The organism is Cellulosimicrobium composti, from assembly GCF_009711085.1.
In the GTDB taxonomy this organism is placed as follows: Bacteria; Actinomycetota; Actinomycetes; order Actinomycetales; family Cellulomonadaceae; genus Cellulosimicrobium; species Cellulosimicrobium composti.
Genome location: NZ_WMKA01000049.1, coordinates 1 through 16205, shown reverse-complemented (window position 1 = coordinate 16205; position 16205 = coordinate 1). Strand labels below are relative to the sequence as shown.

Annotated in this window: 15 protein-coding genes; 11 read left to right on the top strand and 4 right to left on the bottom strand. The window is 74.0% G+C overall.

Annotation, left to right across the window (positions count from 1 at the left end; all coding sequences use genetic code 11):
* Window positions 1-43 precede the first annotated feature (43 nt).
* Window positions 44-763, bottom strand: a complete 720-nt coding sequence (locus tag GJV82_RS16140; RefSeq protein ID WP_155099934.1) for a hypothetical protein — start codon at window positions 761-763, stop codon at window positions 44-46.
* 62 nt (window positions 764-825) lie between these two features.
* On the opposite strand from GJV82_RS16140, the gene pdxT reads away from it, so the two are divergent.
* The 11 genes from pdxT (at window position 826) to GJV82_RS16085 (ending at window position 12944) form a co-directional block, all read left to right on the top strand.
* The gene (gene pdxT / locus GJV82_RS16135) at window positions 826-1488 is read left to right on the top strand and encodes a pyridoxal 5'-phosphate synthase glutaminase subunit PdxT (protein WP_024839594.1); all 663 of its coding nucleotides are present in this window, start codon (window positions 826-828) and stop codon (window positions 1486-1488) included.
* 6 nt (window positions 1489-1494) lie between these two features.
* Window positions 1495-2256 (top strand): YebC/PmpR family DNA-binding transcriptional regulator, encoded by a 762-nt coding sequence (locus GJV82_RS16130; protein WP_024839595.1) that lies wholly within the window; start codon window positions 1495-1497, stop codon window positions 2254-2256.
* A gap of 222 nt (window positions 2257-2478) precedes the next feature.
* Window positions 2479-3048 (top strand): crossover junction endodeoxyribonuclease RuvC, encoded by a 570-nt coding sequence (gene ruvC / locus GJV82_RS16125; RefSeq protein WP_318657739.1) that lies wholly within the window; start codon window positions 2479-2481, stop codon window positions 3046-3048.
* A gap of 161 nt (window positions 3049-3209) precedes the next feature.
* The gene (gene ruvA, locus GJV82_RS16120) at window positions 3210-3845 is read left to right on the top strand and encodes a Holliday junction branch migration protein RuvA (RefSeq protein WP_024839597.1); all 636 of its coding nucleotides are present in this window, start codon (window positions 3210-3212) and stop codon (window positions 3843-3845) included.
* A gap of 2 nt (window positions 3846-3847) precedes the next feature.
* Entirely contained in the window at window positions 3848-4924 is a 1077-nt protein-coding gene (gene ruvB / locus GJV82_RS16115; RefSeq protein WP_024839598.1) for a Holliday junction branch migration DNA helicase RuvB, read from the top strand.
* 176 nt (window positions 4925-5100) lie between these two features.
* Window positions 5101-5550, top strand: a complete 450-nt coding sequence (gene yajC, locus GJV82_RS16110; RefSeq protein WP_034603493.1) for a preprotein translocase subunit YajC — start codon at window positions 5101-5103, stop codon at window positions 5548-5550.
* A gap of 81 nt (window positions 5551-5631) precedes the next feature.
* Window positions 5632-7623: a protein translocase subunit SecD gene (gene secD, locus GJV82_RS16105; protein ID WP_115942498.1), complete on the top strand. Its 1992-nt coding sequence runs from the start codon at window positions 5632-5634 to the stop codon at window positions 7621-7623.
* A complete protein-coding gene (gene secF / locus GJV82_RS16100) occupies window positions 7623-8741 on the top strand; it encodes a protein translocase subunit SecF (RefSeq protein WP_024839601.1) in 1119 nt (372 codons plus the stop codon). The genes secD and secF overlap by 1 nt, the downstream gene beginning before the upstream one ends.
* Window positions 8738-9343 carry an adenine phosphoribosyltransferase gene (locus GJV82_RS16095; RefSeq protein ID WP_115942499.1) on the top strand — a complete coding sequence of 202 codons (606 nt, stop codon included), beginning with the start codon at window positions 8738-8740 and terminating at the stop codon, window positions 9341-9343. The genes secF and GJV82_RS16095 overlap by 4 nt, the downstream gene beginning before the upstream one ends.
* 74 nt (window positions 9344-9417) lie before the next feature.
* Window positions 9418-11763 (top strand): RelA/SpoT family protein, encoded by a 2346-nt coding sequence (locus tag GJV82_RS16090; protein WP_024839603.1) that lies wholly within the window; start codon window positions 9418-9420, stop codon window positions 11761-11763.
* 74 nt (window positions 11764-11837) lie between these two features.
* On the top strand, window positions 11838-12944 hold the full coding sequence (locus GJV82_RS16085) for an ATP-dependent DNA ligase (protein WP_155099933.1): 1107 nt from the start codon (window positions 11838-11840) through the stop codon (window positions 12942-12944).
* Between the two features lie 93 nt (window positions 12945-13037).
* Here the strand turns inward: GJV82_RS16085 and ligD are convergent, their stop codons facing one another.
* The 3 genes from ligD to GJV82_RS16070 all read right to left on the bottom strand — a co-directional run.
* Window positions 13038-14114 (bottom strand): non-homologous end-joining DNA ligase, encoded by a 1077-nt coding sequence (gene ligD / locus GJV82_RS16080; protein WP_024839605.1) that lies wholly within the window; start codon window positions 14112-14114, stop codon window positions 13038-13040.
* A gap of 10 nt (window positions 14115-14124) precedes the next feature.
* Entirely contained in the window at window positions 14125-14766 is a 642-nt protein-coding gene (locus GJV82_RS16075) for a hypothetical protein (protein WP_024839606.1), read from the bottom strand.
* An 89-nt stretch (window positions 14767-14855) separates the two neighbouring features.
* Window positions 14856-16205: DUF349 domain-containing protein (locus GJV82_RS16070; RefSeq protein ID WP_155099932.1), on the bottom strand; the 1350-nt coding region annotated here is incomplete at its 5' end.

Below are 16205 nucleotides of genomic sequence, written 5' to 3'. Positions count from 1 at the left end.
CGTGCGCCGCGGGCGGCGCAGGGTCACGGGCGACGGCGCGGGGTCACGGTCGGCGCGCCAGGACCCGCCAGACGATCCCGCCGATCAGCAGCCCCACGCCGAGCAGCCCGCCGCCGACGGCGACGAACCACAGCAGGATCGTCCCGCCGATCGTCGTGAAGAACTCGCCGAACCGCCAGCCCTCCGTCACCACGAACGTCGTCCCGGGGTCGGACGAGCCCGCGGCGACGGCCACCGTGCAGCGCTGCGACGTCGCCGCGCTCACCTCCGCGACCGTGGTCGCCTCGTACGCGCCGAGACCCGCGTTGCCCGTCACCCCCGGCCAGCCCACCCCGAGCTCGCCGTCGGGGCACGTCACCGTGACGTCGGCGACCGAGAACCCGTCGTCGCCGGCCGGGCGCACCGCCCACACGGTGTACGGCTGACCGCCCACCAGGTCGACCTCCGCCTCGCCGGGCACGTCGCCCGACGCGAGCGCGGCCGAGCCCGGGCGGCCCGCGGCGTCGACCACGCCCGTCGGCAGGGCGCGCACGAACGTCGTCGCGCCGAGGACGCCCGCGACGAGAGCGAGGACCATCACGACGGCGCCGACCACGACGAGCGCCGTCGCACCCTTCGTGCTGCGGGGCGGGCGCGGTGGGCGCGGCGCGGCGCCCGGGTACGGGGCCGGCAGACCGGCGTACCCCGGGCCGGGATACCCGGGGGCCGGGTACGGGCCCTGCGGGCCGGGAGGCGGGGCGGGCGGTCCGGGCGGGTAGGTCACGACCGCGAGGCTAGCAACCGTCGCGGCCGGGACGGCCGCCCGCCGACGTATCATCACCCCTCGTGACGATCACGATCGGTGTCCTCGCCCTCCAGGGCGACGTGCGCGAGCACCGCGCCGCGCTCGAGTCCGCGGGCGCCCGCACGGTCGGCGTGCGCCGCCCCGAGGAGCTCGCCGCGGTCGACGGGCTCGTGCTCCCCGGGGGCGAGTCGACCACCATCGACAAGCTCCTGCGGATCTTCGACCTCGCCGAGCCGCTGCGCGCCCGGATCCGCGAGGGTCTGCCCGTCTACGGCTCGTGCGCCGGGATGATCCTGCTCGCCGACCGCATCCTCGGCGGCACGGCCGACCAGCGCACCCTCGGCGGGCTCGACGTGACCGTGCGCCGCAACGCGTTCGGCCGCCAGGTCGACTCGTTCGAGACCGACCTCCCGTTCGAGGGCCTCGCGCCGGGCGGCGCGGCCGACGAGCAGGGCACGGTCCCGGACGGGGCGACCGGGTCCGTGCACGCCGTGTTCATCCGCGCGCCGTGGGTCGAGGACGTCGGACCCGGCGTCCGGGTGCTCGCGCGCATCCCCGACGAGGAGGCCCCCGGCATCCCCGCGGCCGCCGCCGGTAGGATCGTCGCAGTCCAGCAGGGATCGCTGCTCGCCACCTCGTTCCACCCGGAGATCTCCGGGGACACGCGCGTGCACGAGCTGTTCGTCAGAATCGCGAAGGGGTAGGAACGCATGTCAGGGCACTCCAAGTGGGCCACGACCAAGCACAAGAAGGCGGCCATCGACGCCAAGCGCGGCAAGCTCTTCGCGAAGCTCATCAAGAACATCGAGGTGGCCGCCCGCACGGGCGGCGGTGACCCCGCGGGCAACCCGACCCTCTTCGACGCCATCCAGAAGGCCAAGAAGTCGTCGGTGCCCAACGACAACATCGACCGCGCCGTCAAGCGCGGCTCCGGCGAGGGCGCCGACGCCGTCGACTACCAGACGATCATGTACGAGGGCTACGGCAACAACGGCATCGCCGTGCTCGTCGAGTGCCTCACCGACAACAAGAACCGCGCCGCCTCCGAGGTGCGCCTCGCGTTCAGCCGCAACGGCGGCAACCTCGCCGACCCCGGCTCCGTGTCCTACCTGTTCTCGCGCAAGGGCCTCGTCGTCGTGCCCAAGGCCGACGGCGTGACCGAGGACGACGTCATGCTCGCCGCGCTCGACGCGGGCGCCGAGGAGGTCACCGACGCGGGCGACGTCATCGAGGTGCTGTGCGAGGCGAGCGACCTCGTCGCCGTGCGCACCGCGATCCAGGAGGCGGGCATCGAGTACGACTCCGCCGACTCGATCTGGCACCCGTCCATGGAGGTCGAGGTCGACGCCGAGGGCGCGCGCAAGATCCTGCGCCTCATCGACGCCCTCGAGGACAGCGACGACGTGCAGAACGTCTACGCGAACTTCGACGCGTCGGACGAGGTCATGGCGGAGCTCGAGAACGACGACTGATCTCGCTGGTTCGGTCACCGAGGCCGACGGCGTGGTCGCCCTGGGTGGCGGGGCGAGCGAGGTGCGCGCGGTCTACCATCCGCGGCGCTCGTTCCTCGCGCCGCTCCCGCCAGGCCCGCCACGACCGCGCGCACCTCACCCGCCCCGCCCGCTTCGGCTCGCCGTGGTCCGCGGCCCGCGGGGCGTCCGGGTTTCGTCGTCGGGTCGTGGGAGGGTAGCGGCGTGCGCGTTCTCGGTGTGGACCCTGGGCTGACCCGGTGCGGTGTCGGGGTGGTGGACTCCGCGCGGGGGCGGCGGGCCGAGCTCGTGGCCGTCGGCGTGATCCGGACGGACCCCGAGCTCAGCGTGGACCTGCGCCTGCTGCGCATCGCGGAGCGGCTCGACGCGTGGTTCGACGAGCACGTGCCCGACGTCGTCGCGGTCGAGCGCGTGTTCGCCCAGCACAACGTCGGGACGGTCATGGGCACGGCCCAGGCCGCGGGGCTCGCCATGGTCGGCGCGGCCCGGCGCGGCGTCCCCGTCGCGCTGCACACGCCGTCGGAGGTCAAGGCCGCGGTGACCGGGAGCGGGCGCGCGGACAAGGAGCAGGTCCAGCGCATGGTCGCCGGCATCCTCGGGCTCGCGGAGCCGCCGAAGCCCGCGGACGCGGCCGACGCGCTCGCGCTCGCCATCTGCCACCTGTGGCGCCCCGCCGGCGCGCTGCAGGGCGGCGAGCGGCACGAGCTGACGCCCGCGCAGCGTGCGTGGGCGGCGGCCGAGCACGCGGCCAAGGGGCGCCGGGCGCCGCGGTGACGGCACTCGTGTCGCTCGTCCGGTGCGTGGGCGACCCTTGCTAGAGTGACCGCGGTCGTACGGGTGTTCGACGCGCTCCGCGGAGCGCCGCCCGACGGCGGTCGTCGGGCCCGGCGGACCATCGGACCAGGCCGGTACCGCCGGCCGGGAGAGGAGCCTGCGTGATCGCGTCCCTGAGCGGCGTCGTGGCGAGCGTCCAGCTCGACCGCGCCGTGCTCGAGGTCTCCGGGGTGGGCTACCTCGTCCACGCCACGCCCGCCACGCTCGCCGGTCTGCGCGTCGGCGAGACCGCGCGGCTCGCGACGAGCCTCGTCGTCCGCGAGGACTCCTTCACACTCTACGGCTTCGCCGACGACGACGAGCGCGCCGTGTTCGAGACCGTGCAGACCGTGAGCGGCGTCGGCCCGCGCCTCGCGCTCGCGATGCTCGCGGTCCACACGCCGGACGCGCTGCGCCGCGCCGTCGCCGGGGGCGACATCGCCGCGCTCGTGCGCGTGCCCGGGATCGGCAAGAAGGGCGCCCAGCGCATCGCGCTCGAGCTGGGGGACAAGCTCGGGCCGCCCACGGGCGCGGACGCCCCCGAGCCCGGGGCCGCCGCGTCGGGCGCCCCGCGGCGTGTCGACGACCGCCGCGACCAGGTGGTCGAGGCCCTCGTCGGCCTCGGCTGGAACCTCAAGGCCGCGGACGACGCGGTCGCGACCGTGCTCGCCGAGGCGGGCGTCGACATCGTCGAGGCGCCGGACGTGGCCGGGGCGCTGCGCGCCGCGCTGCGCGTGCTCGGCGGACCGAGGGGCTGAGCATGGCGACCTTCGACCAGGTGGGCGTCGGCGACCTCGGGGGAGACGGGACGTTCTCGTCCGAGCGCATCGTCGCGGCGGGCGCGGACGACCTCGAGCGCGCGGCCGAGGCGGCGCTGCGCCCGCGCCGCCTCGAGGAGTTCGTCGGCCAGGCCGTCGTGCGCGACCAGCTCTCGCTCGTCCTCCAGGCCGCGCTCGCGCGCGGCAGCTCGCCCGACCACGTGCTCCTGTCCGGGCCGCCCGGGCTCGGCAAGACGACGCTCGCCATGATCATCGCGGCGGAGCTCGGCACGTCGCTGCGCGTCACGTCCGGGCCGGCGATCCAGCACGCGGGCGACCTCGCGGCCGTGCTGTCCTCGCTCGAGGAGGGCGAGGTGCTCTTCATCGACGAGATCCACCGCCTCGCGCGCCCGGCCGAGGAGCTCCTCTACATGGCGATGGAGGACTTCCGCGTCGACGTCGTCGTGGGCAAGGGCGCCGGGGCGAGCGCGATCCCGCTGTCCCTGCCGCCGTTCACCGCCGTGGGCGCGACGACGCGCGCCGGTCTGCTCCCCGCGCCCCTGCGCGACCGGTTCGGGTTCACCGGACACCTCGACTTCTACTCGAGCGACGAGCTCGAACGCGTGCTCGCGCGCTCGGCAGGGCTGCTCGGCGTCTCGCTCGACGCGGACGCGGCACGTGAGATCGCCGGGCGCTCGCGCGGCACGCCGCGCATCGCCAACCGTCTCCTGCGGCGCGTGCGCGACTGGGCGCAGGTCCGCGGCGACGGCAGCATGGACCTCGCTGCCGCGCGCGCGGCCCTCGAGGTGTACGAGGTGGACCCCATCGGCCTGGACCGGCTCGACCGCGCCGTGCTCACGGCGCTGTGCACGCGGTTCAACGGCGGTCCCGTGGGCCTGACGACGCTCGCCGTCACGGTCGGCGAGGAGGCGGAGACGGTCGAGACGGTCGCCGAGCCGTACCTCGTCCGTGAGGGGCTGATCGGGCGAACCCCGCGCGGGCGGGTCGCGACGCCGGCCGCGTGGGCCCACCTCGGGCTCACCCCGCCTCGCGAGGGCGGGACGCTGTTCGACGCCTGACGGGAGCCCCGGCGGGGCCGACCCGTGACGGCGGTCACAGGTCCCGCCGACCAGGCCCTAGAATGGTCGGGATCCGAGCGGGCGGAACTCCGCGGCGAGACGGCTCGTTGGTGAACCGTGCGCGCACGCCTAGACTGCGCGCAGATCCCGCACAGAACAGGACACGAGACTCCGTCATGGATATCAGCTTCATCCTCATCCTCGCCCTCGCGGCGGGCGCGATGTTCCTCATGACCAGCCGCACCCGCAAGCAGCAGCGCGAGGCCCAGAACTTCCGGGCGAACCTCGCCCCCGGGCAGGAGGTGATGACGGGCTCGGGCATGTTCGGCACGATCGTCGACGTCGACGAGGAGGCTGACGTCATCACGATCGAGTCCACGCCGGGCAACCAGTCCCGGTGGCTGCGCGCGGCGATCGCCAAGCTCGTCGAGCCGCCGGTCGCGGCCGAGGAGGAGGCCGACGAGACGTCCGACGAGGACGCCGCGTACGGCAGCGCCGACCCGGACGCCGGGACCACCTCGGGCGACGTCGACGACCTCGTCGTGCCCGACGACCTGTCCGGCCTCACCGACGGCGGATCGGACAAGGACCGCGGGCGCCGGGACGACGGCACCGACACCAAGTGACCATGTGCCGGTCGCTGCCGCGACCGGTCTGACGCGGTGGGCCGCGAGGCCCACCGCACACGCACGAGAAGAGACGGACAGTTGGCCACCAGCAGCACACGAGCGAGGCCCGTACGGACCCTCGTCACCCTGGGAATCCTTATCGTCGTCCTCTTCGGGTCCCTCTTCGCGGGCACGAAGCTCGACCCGAAGACCGAGGACAACCCGGGCGGGGCGAGCCTTACCCCGGGCCTCGCGCTCGATCTCGAGGGTGGCACGCAGATCATCCTGCAGCCCGTCACCACCGACGGCTCCCAGCCGACGGCCGAGGACATCAACCAGGCGATCAACGTCATCCGCCAGCGCATCGACGCGCAGGGCGTCTCCGAGGCGGAGATCACGAGCCAGGGGCAGAACAACATCGTCGTCGGCATCCCGGGACGCCCGTCCCAGGAGACGATCGACCTCGTCAGCACCTCGGCGCAGATGCGCTTCCGCCCGGTGCTCTCGGTCGGCATGCCCACGGCGACGCCGACCGACGAGACGGCTGACGAGGCCGCGGGCGAGGACGCCGCGGCCGACGAGGCGCCGGACGCCACGGAGTCGGCCGACGCGACCGCGTCGGACGACGCCGACGCCGCGACCGACGAGGCTGCCGACGCCCCGGCCGACGAGTCGACGGACGCCCCGGCGGACGAGTCGACGGACGCCCCGGCCGAGACCACGCGCCCGGAGGACCCCAGCGACCTGTCGCAGATCACGCCCGAGCTGCAGGAGCAGTTCGACGCGCTCGACTGCACGCTGCCCGAGAACCTCGTGGGCGGCGACAGCGGCCCGACCGACAGCGCGTTCGTCGCGTGCGCCGACGACGGCACGGCCAAGTACATCCTCGGCCCGGTCGAGATCGAGGGCACGGACATCGCGAACGCCAACTCCGGCCTGCGCGTCGGTCAGAACGGCGTCGTGACGAACGAGTGGGTCGTCAACATCGAGTTCGACTCCGAGGGGACCAAGGCGTTCCGCGACGTCACGACGCGACTCACGTCGCTGCCGTCCCCGCAGAACCAGTTCGCGATGGTCCTCGACGGCCTCGTCATCTCCGCCCCGGTCTCGCAGGTCGTCATCCCCGACGGCAAGGCCGAGATCTCGGGCAGCTTCACGCGCGACTCCGCGGCGACGCTCGCCAACCAGCTGAACTTCGGCTCGCTGCCACTGACGTTCGAGGTGCAGAGCCAGGAGCAGATCTCCGCGACGCTCGGCTCCGAGCAGCTCGAGAAGGGCCTGCTGGCCGGCGCGATCGGCATGCTGCTGGTCGTCATCTACTCGCTGTTCCAGTACCGCGTGCTCGGCCTGGTCACCGTCGCGTCGCTCGGCATCGCCGCCGTCGTCACGTACGGGGTCATCTCGGTCCTGTCGTGGACGATCGGCTACCGCCTGTCGCTCGCCGGCGTCGCGGGCCTCATCGTCGCGATCGGCATCACCGCGGACTCGTTCATCGTGTACTTCGAGCGCATCCGCGACGAGCTGCGCGACGGCCGCACGCTGAACTCGGCGGTCGAGAAGGGCTGGCAGCGCGCACGGCGCACGATCCTCGCGTCGGACGCCGTGAACTTCGTCGCCGCGATCGTCCTGTACTACCTGGCCGTCGGCGGCGTGCGCGGCTTCGCGTTCACGCTCGGCCTGACGACCCTGGTCGACCTCGTCGTCGTGTTCCTCTTCACCCACCCGCTCATGCAGCTGCTCGCCCGCACGAAGTTCTTCGCGAACGGGCACCCGGCCTCGGGTCTCGACCCGCGGCGGCTGGGCGTGCGGACGGCGCGGTACGCAGGTCGTGGGCGCGTCGTCGGCGCGACGGCGGCACCCGGCACGGCGGACGACACCACGCAGGACGCCCCGGCGCAGGACGCTCCCGCGCCCGAGCGCTCGGCGCCCGTGCGCGAGACGGTCGGCGCCGGCGTCGGCCGCGGGGACGGGCCCCGCATGACGATCGCGGAGCGCCGCGCGGCCGAGCGGCGAGCCGCCGCGCCGGCCGACGGCGCCGACGGGTCCCCGACCGCGGACGCGGCCGGCGACGAGAACGAGGAGAAGCACTGATGGCCAGCGGTTTCGCCCAGTGGGGCAACGACCTGTACACGGGCCGCCGGTCCTACGCCATCGTCGCGAAGCGGCGTGCCTACTTCGTGGTGGCGGCCGTGCTGGTCGTCCTGTCCCTCGGGATCATCGGCGTCCGGATCGCCGGCGACGGTCTCAACCTCGGGATCGAGTTCCGGGGCGGGTCCGAGTTCACCGTCTCGGGCGTCTCGGACACCTCGCAGCAGCCGGCGCTCGACGCCGTGGCGGCGGTCGCTCCGGAGGAGGTGCCGCGTGTCACGTCCGTCGGCGGCAGCACGGTGCGCGTCCAGACGGCGCAGCTGAGCAACGCCCAGGTCGAGCAGGTCGCGACGGAGCTCGCCGGCGCGTACGGGGTCGACGCGGGCGAGGTGACGAGCTCGTACATCGGCCCGACGTGGGGCAAGGACGTGTCCCAGAAGGCGCTCGTGGGCCTCGTCGTCTTCCTGCTCCTCGTGAGCCTCGTCATGACGGTCTACTTCCGCAACTGGCGCATGGCGCTCGCCGCGGTCATCGCGCTGTTCCACGACCTCGTCGTGACCGTGGGCATCTACGCGCTCATCGGCTGGGAGATCACCCCGGCGACGGTGATCGGCCTCCTGACGATCCTCGCGTACTCGATCTACGACACGGTCGTGGTGTTCGACAAGGTGCGTGAGAACACGGCGGGGGTGCTCGACCAGACGCGCTCCACGTACGCCGAGCGGGCGAACCTCGCCGTCAACCAGACGCTCGTGCGCTCGATCAACACGTCGGTCGTCGCGCTGCTGCCCGTCGCGGGCATCCTCTTCATCGGCGCGTTCCTGCTCGGCGCCGGCACGCTGCGCGACATCGCGCTCGCGCTGTTCGTCGGCATGGCCGTCGGCGCCTACTCGTCGGTGTTCCTCGCGACGCCGCTCGAGGTCGAGCTGCGCGAGCGCGAGAAGCCGATCCGCGACCACACGGCCAAGGTGCTCGCGCTCCGTGCCGAGCGCACGGAGACGTCGGGCGACGACGAGGACGCCGCCCTCGCCGCCGCGGGGGTCGCAGCGGGGTCGCGCCAGCTGCAGCCGGGAGCGCACCAGGGCAACAAGGCGCAGCCGCGCCGCCGTCGTCCCCGATGACGGACCCCGGTCCCACGCCGACCGGCGAGGTGGGCGGCCTGCGGGCCGCCGGCCTCGCCGGTCTCGGCGTGGAGCGCGCGAACCGCGTGCTCGAGCTCGTCCGGGCCGTCCCCGACTACCCGGGGCCGGGCATCACGTTCCGCGACATCACGGGTCTGCTCGCCGACGGCGACGCCTTCGGGCACGTCGTCGAGGCGCTCGGGGACGTCGTCCGCGCCGCAGGCGGGGTCGACCTCGTCGCGGGGATGGAGGCGCGCGGGTTCCTCGTGGGCGCTCCGCTCGCGACGCACCTCGGCGTCGGCTTCGTGCCGTTGCGCAAGGCGGGCAAGCTCCCGCCGCCCACCGACTCCGTGACGTACGACCTCGAGTACGGGACGGCCACGATCGAGCTGCGCGCGGGAACACTGCACCCCGGTGCGCGCGTTCTGGTGGTGGACGACGTCCTCGCCACGGGGGGCACGGCCGCCGCGGGCGCCGAGCTCGTCGAGCGCGGGGGCGGCGTCGTGGTCGGGATGGCCTTCCTCCTGGAGCTCGACGGACTGGGTGGTCGGGAGCGGCTCGCGGGCCGCGAGGTGACCACGCTCGTCCACGTCGAGTCGTAGGATTGCCACTCCGGTCGTCTCGGCTGGTCGTCGGCACGGTGTCGGCGGTGGTCGGCCTGCGGAAGGAGGCGCGCATGAGCGAGAACACCCGGACGTCGCGCGCCCCGGAGAAGTCGGGCCAGCAGCCCTCGTCCGGCTCGTCGGGTTCCGGCGGGCGGGGCGTGCGCTCGCGCCTCGTGCGGTTCGGGGCGCGGCCCAACGCGGGCAGCCCCGCACTCGAGCCCGTGCTGCAGGCCGTGCGCACCAACCACCCGCGCACCGACCTCAGCGTGATCGAGCGCGCGTACGAGACGGCGGAGCGCGCGCACCGGGGCCAGCTGCGCAAGAGCGGCGACCCGTACATCACGCACCCGGTCGCCGTCGCGACGATCCTCGCCGAGCTCGGGTTCGACGGCTCGACGCTCGCGGCGGCACTCCTGCACGACACGGTCGAGGACACCGAGTACTCGCTCTCCCAGCTCACCGAGGAGTACGGCGAGGAGATCGCCATGCTCGTCGACGGCGTCACCAAGCTGGACAAGGTGACGTACGGCGACGCGGCGCAGGCCGAGACCGTGCGCAAGATGGTCGTCGCGATGGCGAGGGACATCCGCGTCCTCGTCATCAAGCTCGCCGACCGCCTGCACAACGCGCGCACGTGGAAGTACGTGTCGTCGGCGTCCGCGAGCCGCAAGGCCCGCGAGACCCTCGAGATCTACGCGCCGCTCGCGCACCGCCTCGGCATGAACACCATCAAGTGGGAGCTCGAGGACCTGTCGTTCCAGGCTCTCTACCCGAAGGTGTACGACGAGATCGTGCACCTCGTGGCGGAGCGCGCCCCGGCGCGCGAGGAGTACCTCGCCGTCGTGCGCGAGCAGGTCACGGCGGACCTGCGCAGCGCGAAGATCAAGGCGACCGTGACGGGCCGCCCGAAGCACTACTACTCGATCTACCAGAAGATGATCGTGCGCGGTCACGACTTCGCGGAGATCTACGACCTCGTCGGCGCGCGTGTCCTCGTGGACACCGTCCGGGACTGCTACGCGGCGCTCGGTGCGCTGCACGCGCGGTGGAACCCCGTGCCCGGGCGGTTCAAGGACTACATCGCGATGCCGAAGTTCAACATGTACCAGTCGCTGCACACGACGGTCATCGGTCCGGGCGGCAAGCCCGTCGAGATCCAGATCCGCACGCACGAGATGCACCGGCGCGCGGAGTACGGCGTCGCGGCGCACTGGAAGTACAAGGAGACCGCGAAGGCGGGCGGCAAGACGGCGAAGGACGACACCGCCGCGAACGACATGCGGTGGCTGCGCCAGCTCGTCGACTGGCAGCGCGAGACCGCGGACCCGGCGGAGTTCCTCGACTCGCTGCGGTTCGAGATCGGCGGCGCCGAGGTCTACGTCTTCACGCCCAAGGGCGACGTCATGGCGCTCCCGGCCGGCTCGACGCCGGTCGACTTCGCGTACGCGGTGCACACCGAGGTGGGGCACCGGACGATGGGCGCGCGCGTCAACGGCCGGCTCGTGCCGCTCGACTCGACGCTCGAGAACGGCGACTCCGTCGACGTGCTCACCTCGAAGTCGGAGAACGCCGGACCGAGCCGCGACTGGCTCGCGTTCGTCAAGAGCCCTCGCGCGCGGAACAAGATCCGGCAGTGGTTCTCCAAGGAGCGTCGCGAGGAGGCCGTCGAGCACGGCAAGGACGCGATCGCCAAGGCGATGCGCAAGCAGAACCTGCCGATCCAGCGCCTGCTGTCGCACGAGTCGCTCGTCGCGCTCGCCAACGAGCTCCGCTTCGCGGACGTCACCGCGCTGTACGCCGCGATCGGCGAGGGCCAGGTGTCGGCGGCGAACGTCGTCTCCAAGCTCGTCCAGGCGATGGGCGGCGAGGAGGGCACGGTCGAGGACGTCGCCGAGACCGCGCGTCCCGGCCACACCGCGCGCCGCGTGCGCACGGGCGACCCGGGCGTCATGGTCAAGGGCGTCGACGACATCTGGGTCAAGCTCGCGAAGTGCTGCACCCCGGTGCCGGGCGACGAGATCATCGGCTTCATCACGCGCGGGCAGGGCGTGAGCGTGCACCGCGCGGACTGCGGGAACGTCGTGGGGCTGCGCAGCCAGCCGGAGCGCATCGTCGACGTCTCCTGGACGACGGGGAGCAACGCGATGTTCCTCGTGCAGATCCAGGTCGAGGCGCTCGACCGCGCGCGCCTGCTCTCCGACGTGACGCGGGTCCTGTCGGACAACCACGTGAACATCCTCTCGGCGACCGTCTCGACGACGAACGACCGCGTCGCGATGTCGCGGTTCGTGTTCGAGATGGCGGAGCCCGCGCACCTGGCCCAGGTGCTCAGCGCGGTCCGCAAGGTCGACGGCGTGTTCGACGTCTACCGGATCACCGGGACGAAGGCCGCCGAGGCGACCCAGCTCCCCGCCTGACGGCGGACACCCCGGGGCGCGTCGCCGCGACGTGTCGTCGCGCACGGGTCACAGGCCGGTGGCAGCATCGCCCCATGGACCTGCCCGTCATGCCGCCCGTGCTGCCCATGCTCGCCAAGTCCGTGCCGGACGTGCCCGAGCCCGACGCGGTCGCCGGCGGGTACGTGTACGAGCCGAAGTGGGACGGCTTCCGCGCGATCGTCTACCGCGACGGGGACGAGGTGCGGCTCGACAGCCGCAACGCGCGCCCCATGGAGCGCTACTTCCCCGAGGTGGTCGAGGCGGTGCGCGCGGCGCTGCCCCCGCGCTGCGTGGTCGACGGCGAGATCGTCGTCGCGCAGGGCGGTCGCCTCGAGTTCGAGGTGCTCCAGCAGCGGATCCACCCGGCGGCCTCGCGGGTGCGGCTGCTCGCGGAGCAGACGCCCGCGGCGCTCGTCGTGTTCGACGTGCTCGCGCTCGGCGACGACGACCTCACGCACGAGCCGCTCGCGCGGCGCCACGAGGTGCTCGACTCGCTCGGCCTCGACGGCCCGGCCGTGCACGCGACGCCCCGCACGCGGGACGTCGCGGTGGCGCGTGACTGGTTCGACACGTTCGAGGGCGCGGGGCTCGACGGGGTCGTCGCGAAGCCGCTGGACGGGACGTACCAGCCGAACAAGCGCGCGATGCTCAAGATCAAGCACGGGCGCGAGGCGGACGTCGTGCTCGCGGGGTACCGCCTGCACAAGACGTCGACGCCGGAGCGCCCGCTGCTGGGCTCGCTCCTGCTCGGGCTGTACGACGACGCGGGGCAGCTCCAGTTCGTCGGCGTCGCTGCGTCGTTCCCCGAGAAGCGCCGGGCGGCACTCGTCGCGGAGCTCGCGCCGCTCGTCGTCGAGCCCGGCACGCCGGACGCGGACGCGCACCCGTGGTCCGGGTGGGAGAACCCGGCGGGGGAGCGGATGCCGGGCGCCGTGTCGCGCTGGAGCTCGGGGAAGGACCTGTCGTTCACGCCGCTGCGACCCGAGCGCGTCCTCGAGGTGGCGTACGACCACATGGAGGGGAACCGGTTCCGGCACACGGCGCAGTTCCGTCGCTGGCGCGAGGACCGCGACCCCGCCTCGTGCACGTACGAGCAGCTCGAGGAGCCGGTGCGCTATGACCTCACCGACATCCTGCCGGGCGCACCCGGCGTCGCGTGACCGCAGGCGGGCACGTGCGACGCCTGCCACCCACGCGTGACCGCCGTCGGGCCCGCGGGTCGCGTCCTGGTGGACGGTCAGGTGTCGCGACGGTCAGGTGTCGCGACGGTCGCGGTCCTTGCTCGGCTGCACCCGCTTGGGCTCGCCCGGCATCTTCGGGTACTCCGGCGGGTAGGGGAGGTCGCCCAGGCCGTGCTCGGCCTCGTCGCGGCGCGAGAGCTCGAGCGCGGGCTCGAGCGACGCGCCGGGGTCGTCGCGGTCGGCCCGCAAGGGGGCGAACAGGTCGCCCACCTCCGCGAACCGCGCCGGCATCGTCAGCACGTCGAAGTCGTCGGGGTGCACGTCGCCCAGCTCCTCCCAGCGCAGCGGGGCGGAGACCGTGGCGCGCTGGTTGGCGCGGATCGAGTACGCGGACGCGATCGTGCGGTCGCGCGCCATCTGGTTGTAGTCGACGAAGATCTTGGCGCCGCGCTCCTCCTTCCACCACTTGGTGGTCACCTGGTCCGGCAGCCGGCGCTCGAGCTCGCGTCCGATCGCGATCGTCGCGCGCCGCGCCGCGACGAAGTCCCACTCGGGCGAGACCGGCACGAAGACGTGGATGCCTCGCCCGCCCGACGTCTTCGGGTAGCCGGGGAGACCGAGCTCGTCGAGCACCTCGCGCAGGTGCGGCGCTACGCGCACCGCGTCGTCGAAGTCGGTGCCGGGCTGCGGGTCGAGGTCGATGCGGAGCTGGTCGACCGCCTCGACGTCCGCGCTGCGCACCGGCCAGGGGTGGAACGTCAAGGTCCCGAGGTTCGCCGCCCACGCGACGACCGCGAGCTCGGTGGGGCACACCTCGTCCGCCGTGCGGCCGCTCGGGAACGCGATGCGCGCCGTGCGCACGTAGTCGGGCGCGCCCTTCGGGATGCGCTTCTGGTAGAACGCGTCCCCGGTGTTGTCCGTGCGCGTGCTCATCCGCGCCCCCTCGAACACGCCCTTCGGCCAGCGCTCGAGCGTCGTGGGTCGGTCCAGCAGCGCGCCGAGGATGCCGTCGCCGACGCTCAGGAAGTACTGGACCACGTCGAGCTTGGTCACCCCGCGCGCGGGGAAGACGACGCGGTCGGGGCTCGTGACGCGCACCGTGCGTCCGGCGACCTCGAGCTCCACGGGCGGTGTCGTGGCTGCGGCCATGCCGACCAACCTAGACCGGGTCGTCCTCGGCGGCGAGCAGGGAGAGCACGTGCCGCGCCCGCGGCCGCTCCGGCCACCGGTGGCGCAGCTCGAGCGAGCGCGCGGCGGCGCGCACGTCGAGGTCGCACGCCGACCGCAGCCGCCGGAGGACCGCGAGAGCCGGACCGGTCTCGAGCCGGGTCGCCACGTCCAGCGCCGTCCGGACGGCCGCGGTGACGAGCACCCCGGCGACCAGGACCGTCTCGTCGCGCAGCACGCTCGCCTGGCGCGGGGCGCGACCGCTGCGCGGGGCCGGGCGGTGCCGGCCCGGCGGGTACACGACGTCGAGCACGCGCGGCGCGGGCGACCCGCACAGCACCCACGCGGCGGCCGCCCCGGCGAGCACCGTGCCGCGCGGCACGAGGTCGCGGACCGCGAGCGCGCGCAGCGTCGCCGTGACCGGCACGCCCGCGGGCGCGGCGACGTCGCCCCACAGCGCGACGAGCGCGCCGCGGTGCACGAGGTCCTGGAACGCGGCGTCGCCGCCGACGTCCGCCGAGGTCACGAGGATGCCGACCTCGGCAGGGGCGGGGGGACCGAGCAGGCGCGCGAGGGCGGCGGCCGCGCCGTCGGCACGGGCGGGCGTCGGGGCGAGCGCAGGTGCGGTGGGCATCACCCCACCGTTCCGCATCCCCCACGGGACGGGAAGGGGCCGGCACCCGTCTGTGGACGAGTGCCGGCCCCACCGGAGGGCGAGAGGCGTCAGCCGCGCGAGTCCTCCGCCGCGCGCACGACCTGCTCGAGCCACGAGCGTCGGGCGGTGAGCGCGGTCTCGAGGTCCTTCACGGCGCGCTGGTCGCCGCGGCTCTGCGCCGCCGCGAGGTCGGCCTCGAGCGCCTCGATCGCGGCCTCGAGCTGTGCCGCGGCCCCCTCGGCCCGCGCGCGCGTCTCCGGGTTGGTCCGCGTCCACTGCGCCTGCTCGGCGTCGCGGACCGCGTTCTCGACCGCACGCAGGCGGCCCTCGACGCGCTGGAGGTCGCCGCGCGGCACGCGCCCGGCCTCCTCCCAGCGCTCCTGGATGTCGCGCAGCGCGCTCTTCGCGGCGGCGAGGTCCTTGACGGGGACGAGCGCCTCCGCCTCGACGAGCAGCGCCTCCTTGACCTGGAGGTTGGCCGCGTACTCCGCGTCGGTCGCCGAGTTCGCGGCGTCGCGCGCCTGGAAGAACGTGTCCTGCGCGGCGCGGAACCGGGCCCACAGCGCGTCGTCGTCCTTGCGGCTCGCCCGGCCCGCGGCCTTCCAGCGCGCCATGAGGTCGCGGTACGCACCCGCGGTGGGGCCCCAGTCGGTGCTCGACGACAGCGCCTCCGCCTCCGCGACGAGCTTCTCCTTGGCGGCCTTGGCGGCGGCGTTGCGCTGCTCGAGCTCCGCGAAGTAGTGCCGGCGCTCGCGGTCGAACGCGGTCCGCGCGTGGCTGAAGCGCTTCCAGAGCGCCTCCTCGCTCGCCCGGTCGATACGCGGGCCCGTGCGCTGCGCCTCCTTCCAGCGCTCGAGCAGGGCGCGCAGCTCCTCGCCCGCGGGGCGCCACTGCATGCGGCTCGGGTCGGTCGCGGCGATCTTCTCCGCGGCCTCGATGATCTCGGTACGCGCCGCGAGCGCGGCGGCCTTGGCGGCGGCGCGCTCCGTCTCGAGCTGGCTGCGGCGCTCCGCCGCGGCACCGCGCAGCGCGTCGACCCGCGCCCGCAGCCCGTCGAGGTCGCCCACCGCGGACGGCTCCGCGGTCTCCTCCGTGAGGCGCGCGAGCGTCTGGTCGATCTCCTTGACGGACAGGTCCGTGCTCGTGAGGCGGGCCTCGAAGAGCGCGACCTTCGCCTGCAGGTCGAGGTAGCGGCGCACGTACAGCGCGAGCGCCTCCTCGGTGCTGACGCCGGGGAACTGGCCGACGGTGCGCTCGCCCGCCTGCTCGCGGACGTAGACGGTGCCGTCCTCGTCCACGCGGCCGAACGCCGCGGCGGCCTTCGCCGCGGCGGAGTCGTCCGCGAGCGCCGGGACGACGGGCACCTCGGGCGCGGCCGCCGCCGGGGCCGGGGCGCCCGCGGGGGCGGCCGGCTTGCG

Excerpts from the sequence above, each read along its gene's own strand:
- GJV82_RS16095 (WP_115942499.1), top strand. The coding sequence starts at position 8,738 with ATGACGGACCCCGGTCCCACGCCGACCGGCGAGGTGGGCGGCCTGCGG.
- secF (WP_024839601.1), top strand. The coding sequence starts at position 7,623 with ATGGCCAGCGGTTTCGCCCAGTGGGGCAACGACCTGTACACGGGCCGC.
- ligD (WP_024839605.1), bottom strand. The coding sequence starts at position 14,114 with ATGGCCGCAGCCACGACACCGCCCGTGGAGCTCGAGGTCGCCGGACGC.
- ruvB (WP_024839598.1), top strand. The coding sequence starts at position 3,848 with ATGGCGACCTTCGACCAGGTGGGCGTCGGCGACCTCGGGGGAGACGGG.
- GJV82_RS16130 (WP_024839595.1), top strand. The coding sequence starts at position 1,495 with ATGTCAGGGCACTCCAAGTGGGCCACGACCAAGCACAAGAAGGCGGCC.
- GJV82_RS16085 (WP_155099933.1), top strand. The coding sequence starts at position 11,838 with ATGGACCTGCCCGTCATGCCGCCCGTGCTGCCCATGCTCGCCAAGTCC.
- yajC (WP_034603493.1), top strand. The coding sequence starts at position 5,101 with ATGGATATCAGCTTCATCCTCATCCTCGCCCTCGCGGCGGGCGCGATG.
- GJV82_RS16075 (WP_024839606.1), bottom strand. The coding sequence starts at position 14,766 with ATGCCCACCGCACCTGCGCTCGCCCCGACGCCCGCCCGTGCCGACGGC.
- GJV82_RS16090 (WP_024839603.1), top strand. The coding sequence starts at position 9,418 with ATGAGCGAGAACACCCGGACGTCGCGCGCCCCGGAGAAGTCGGGCCAG.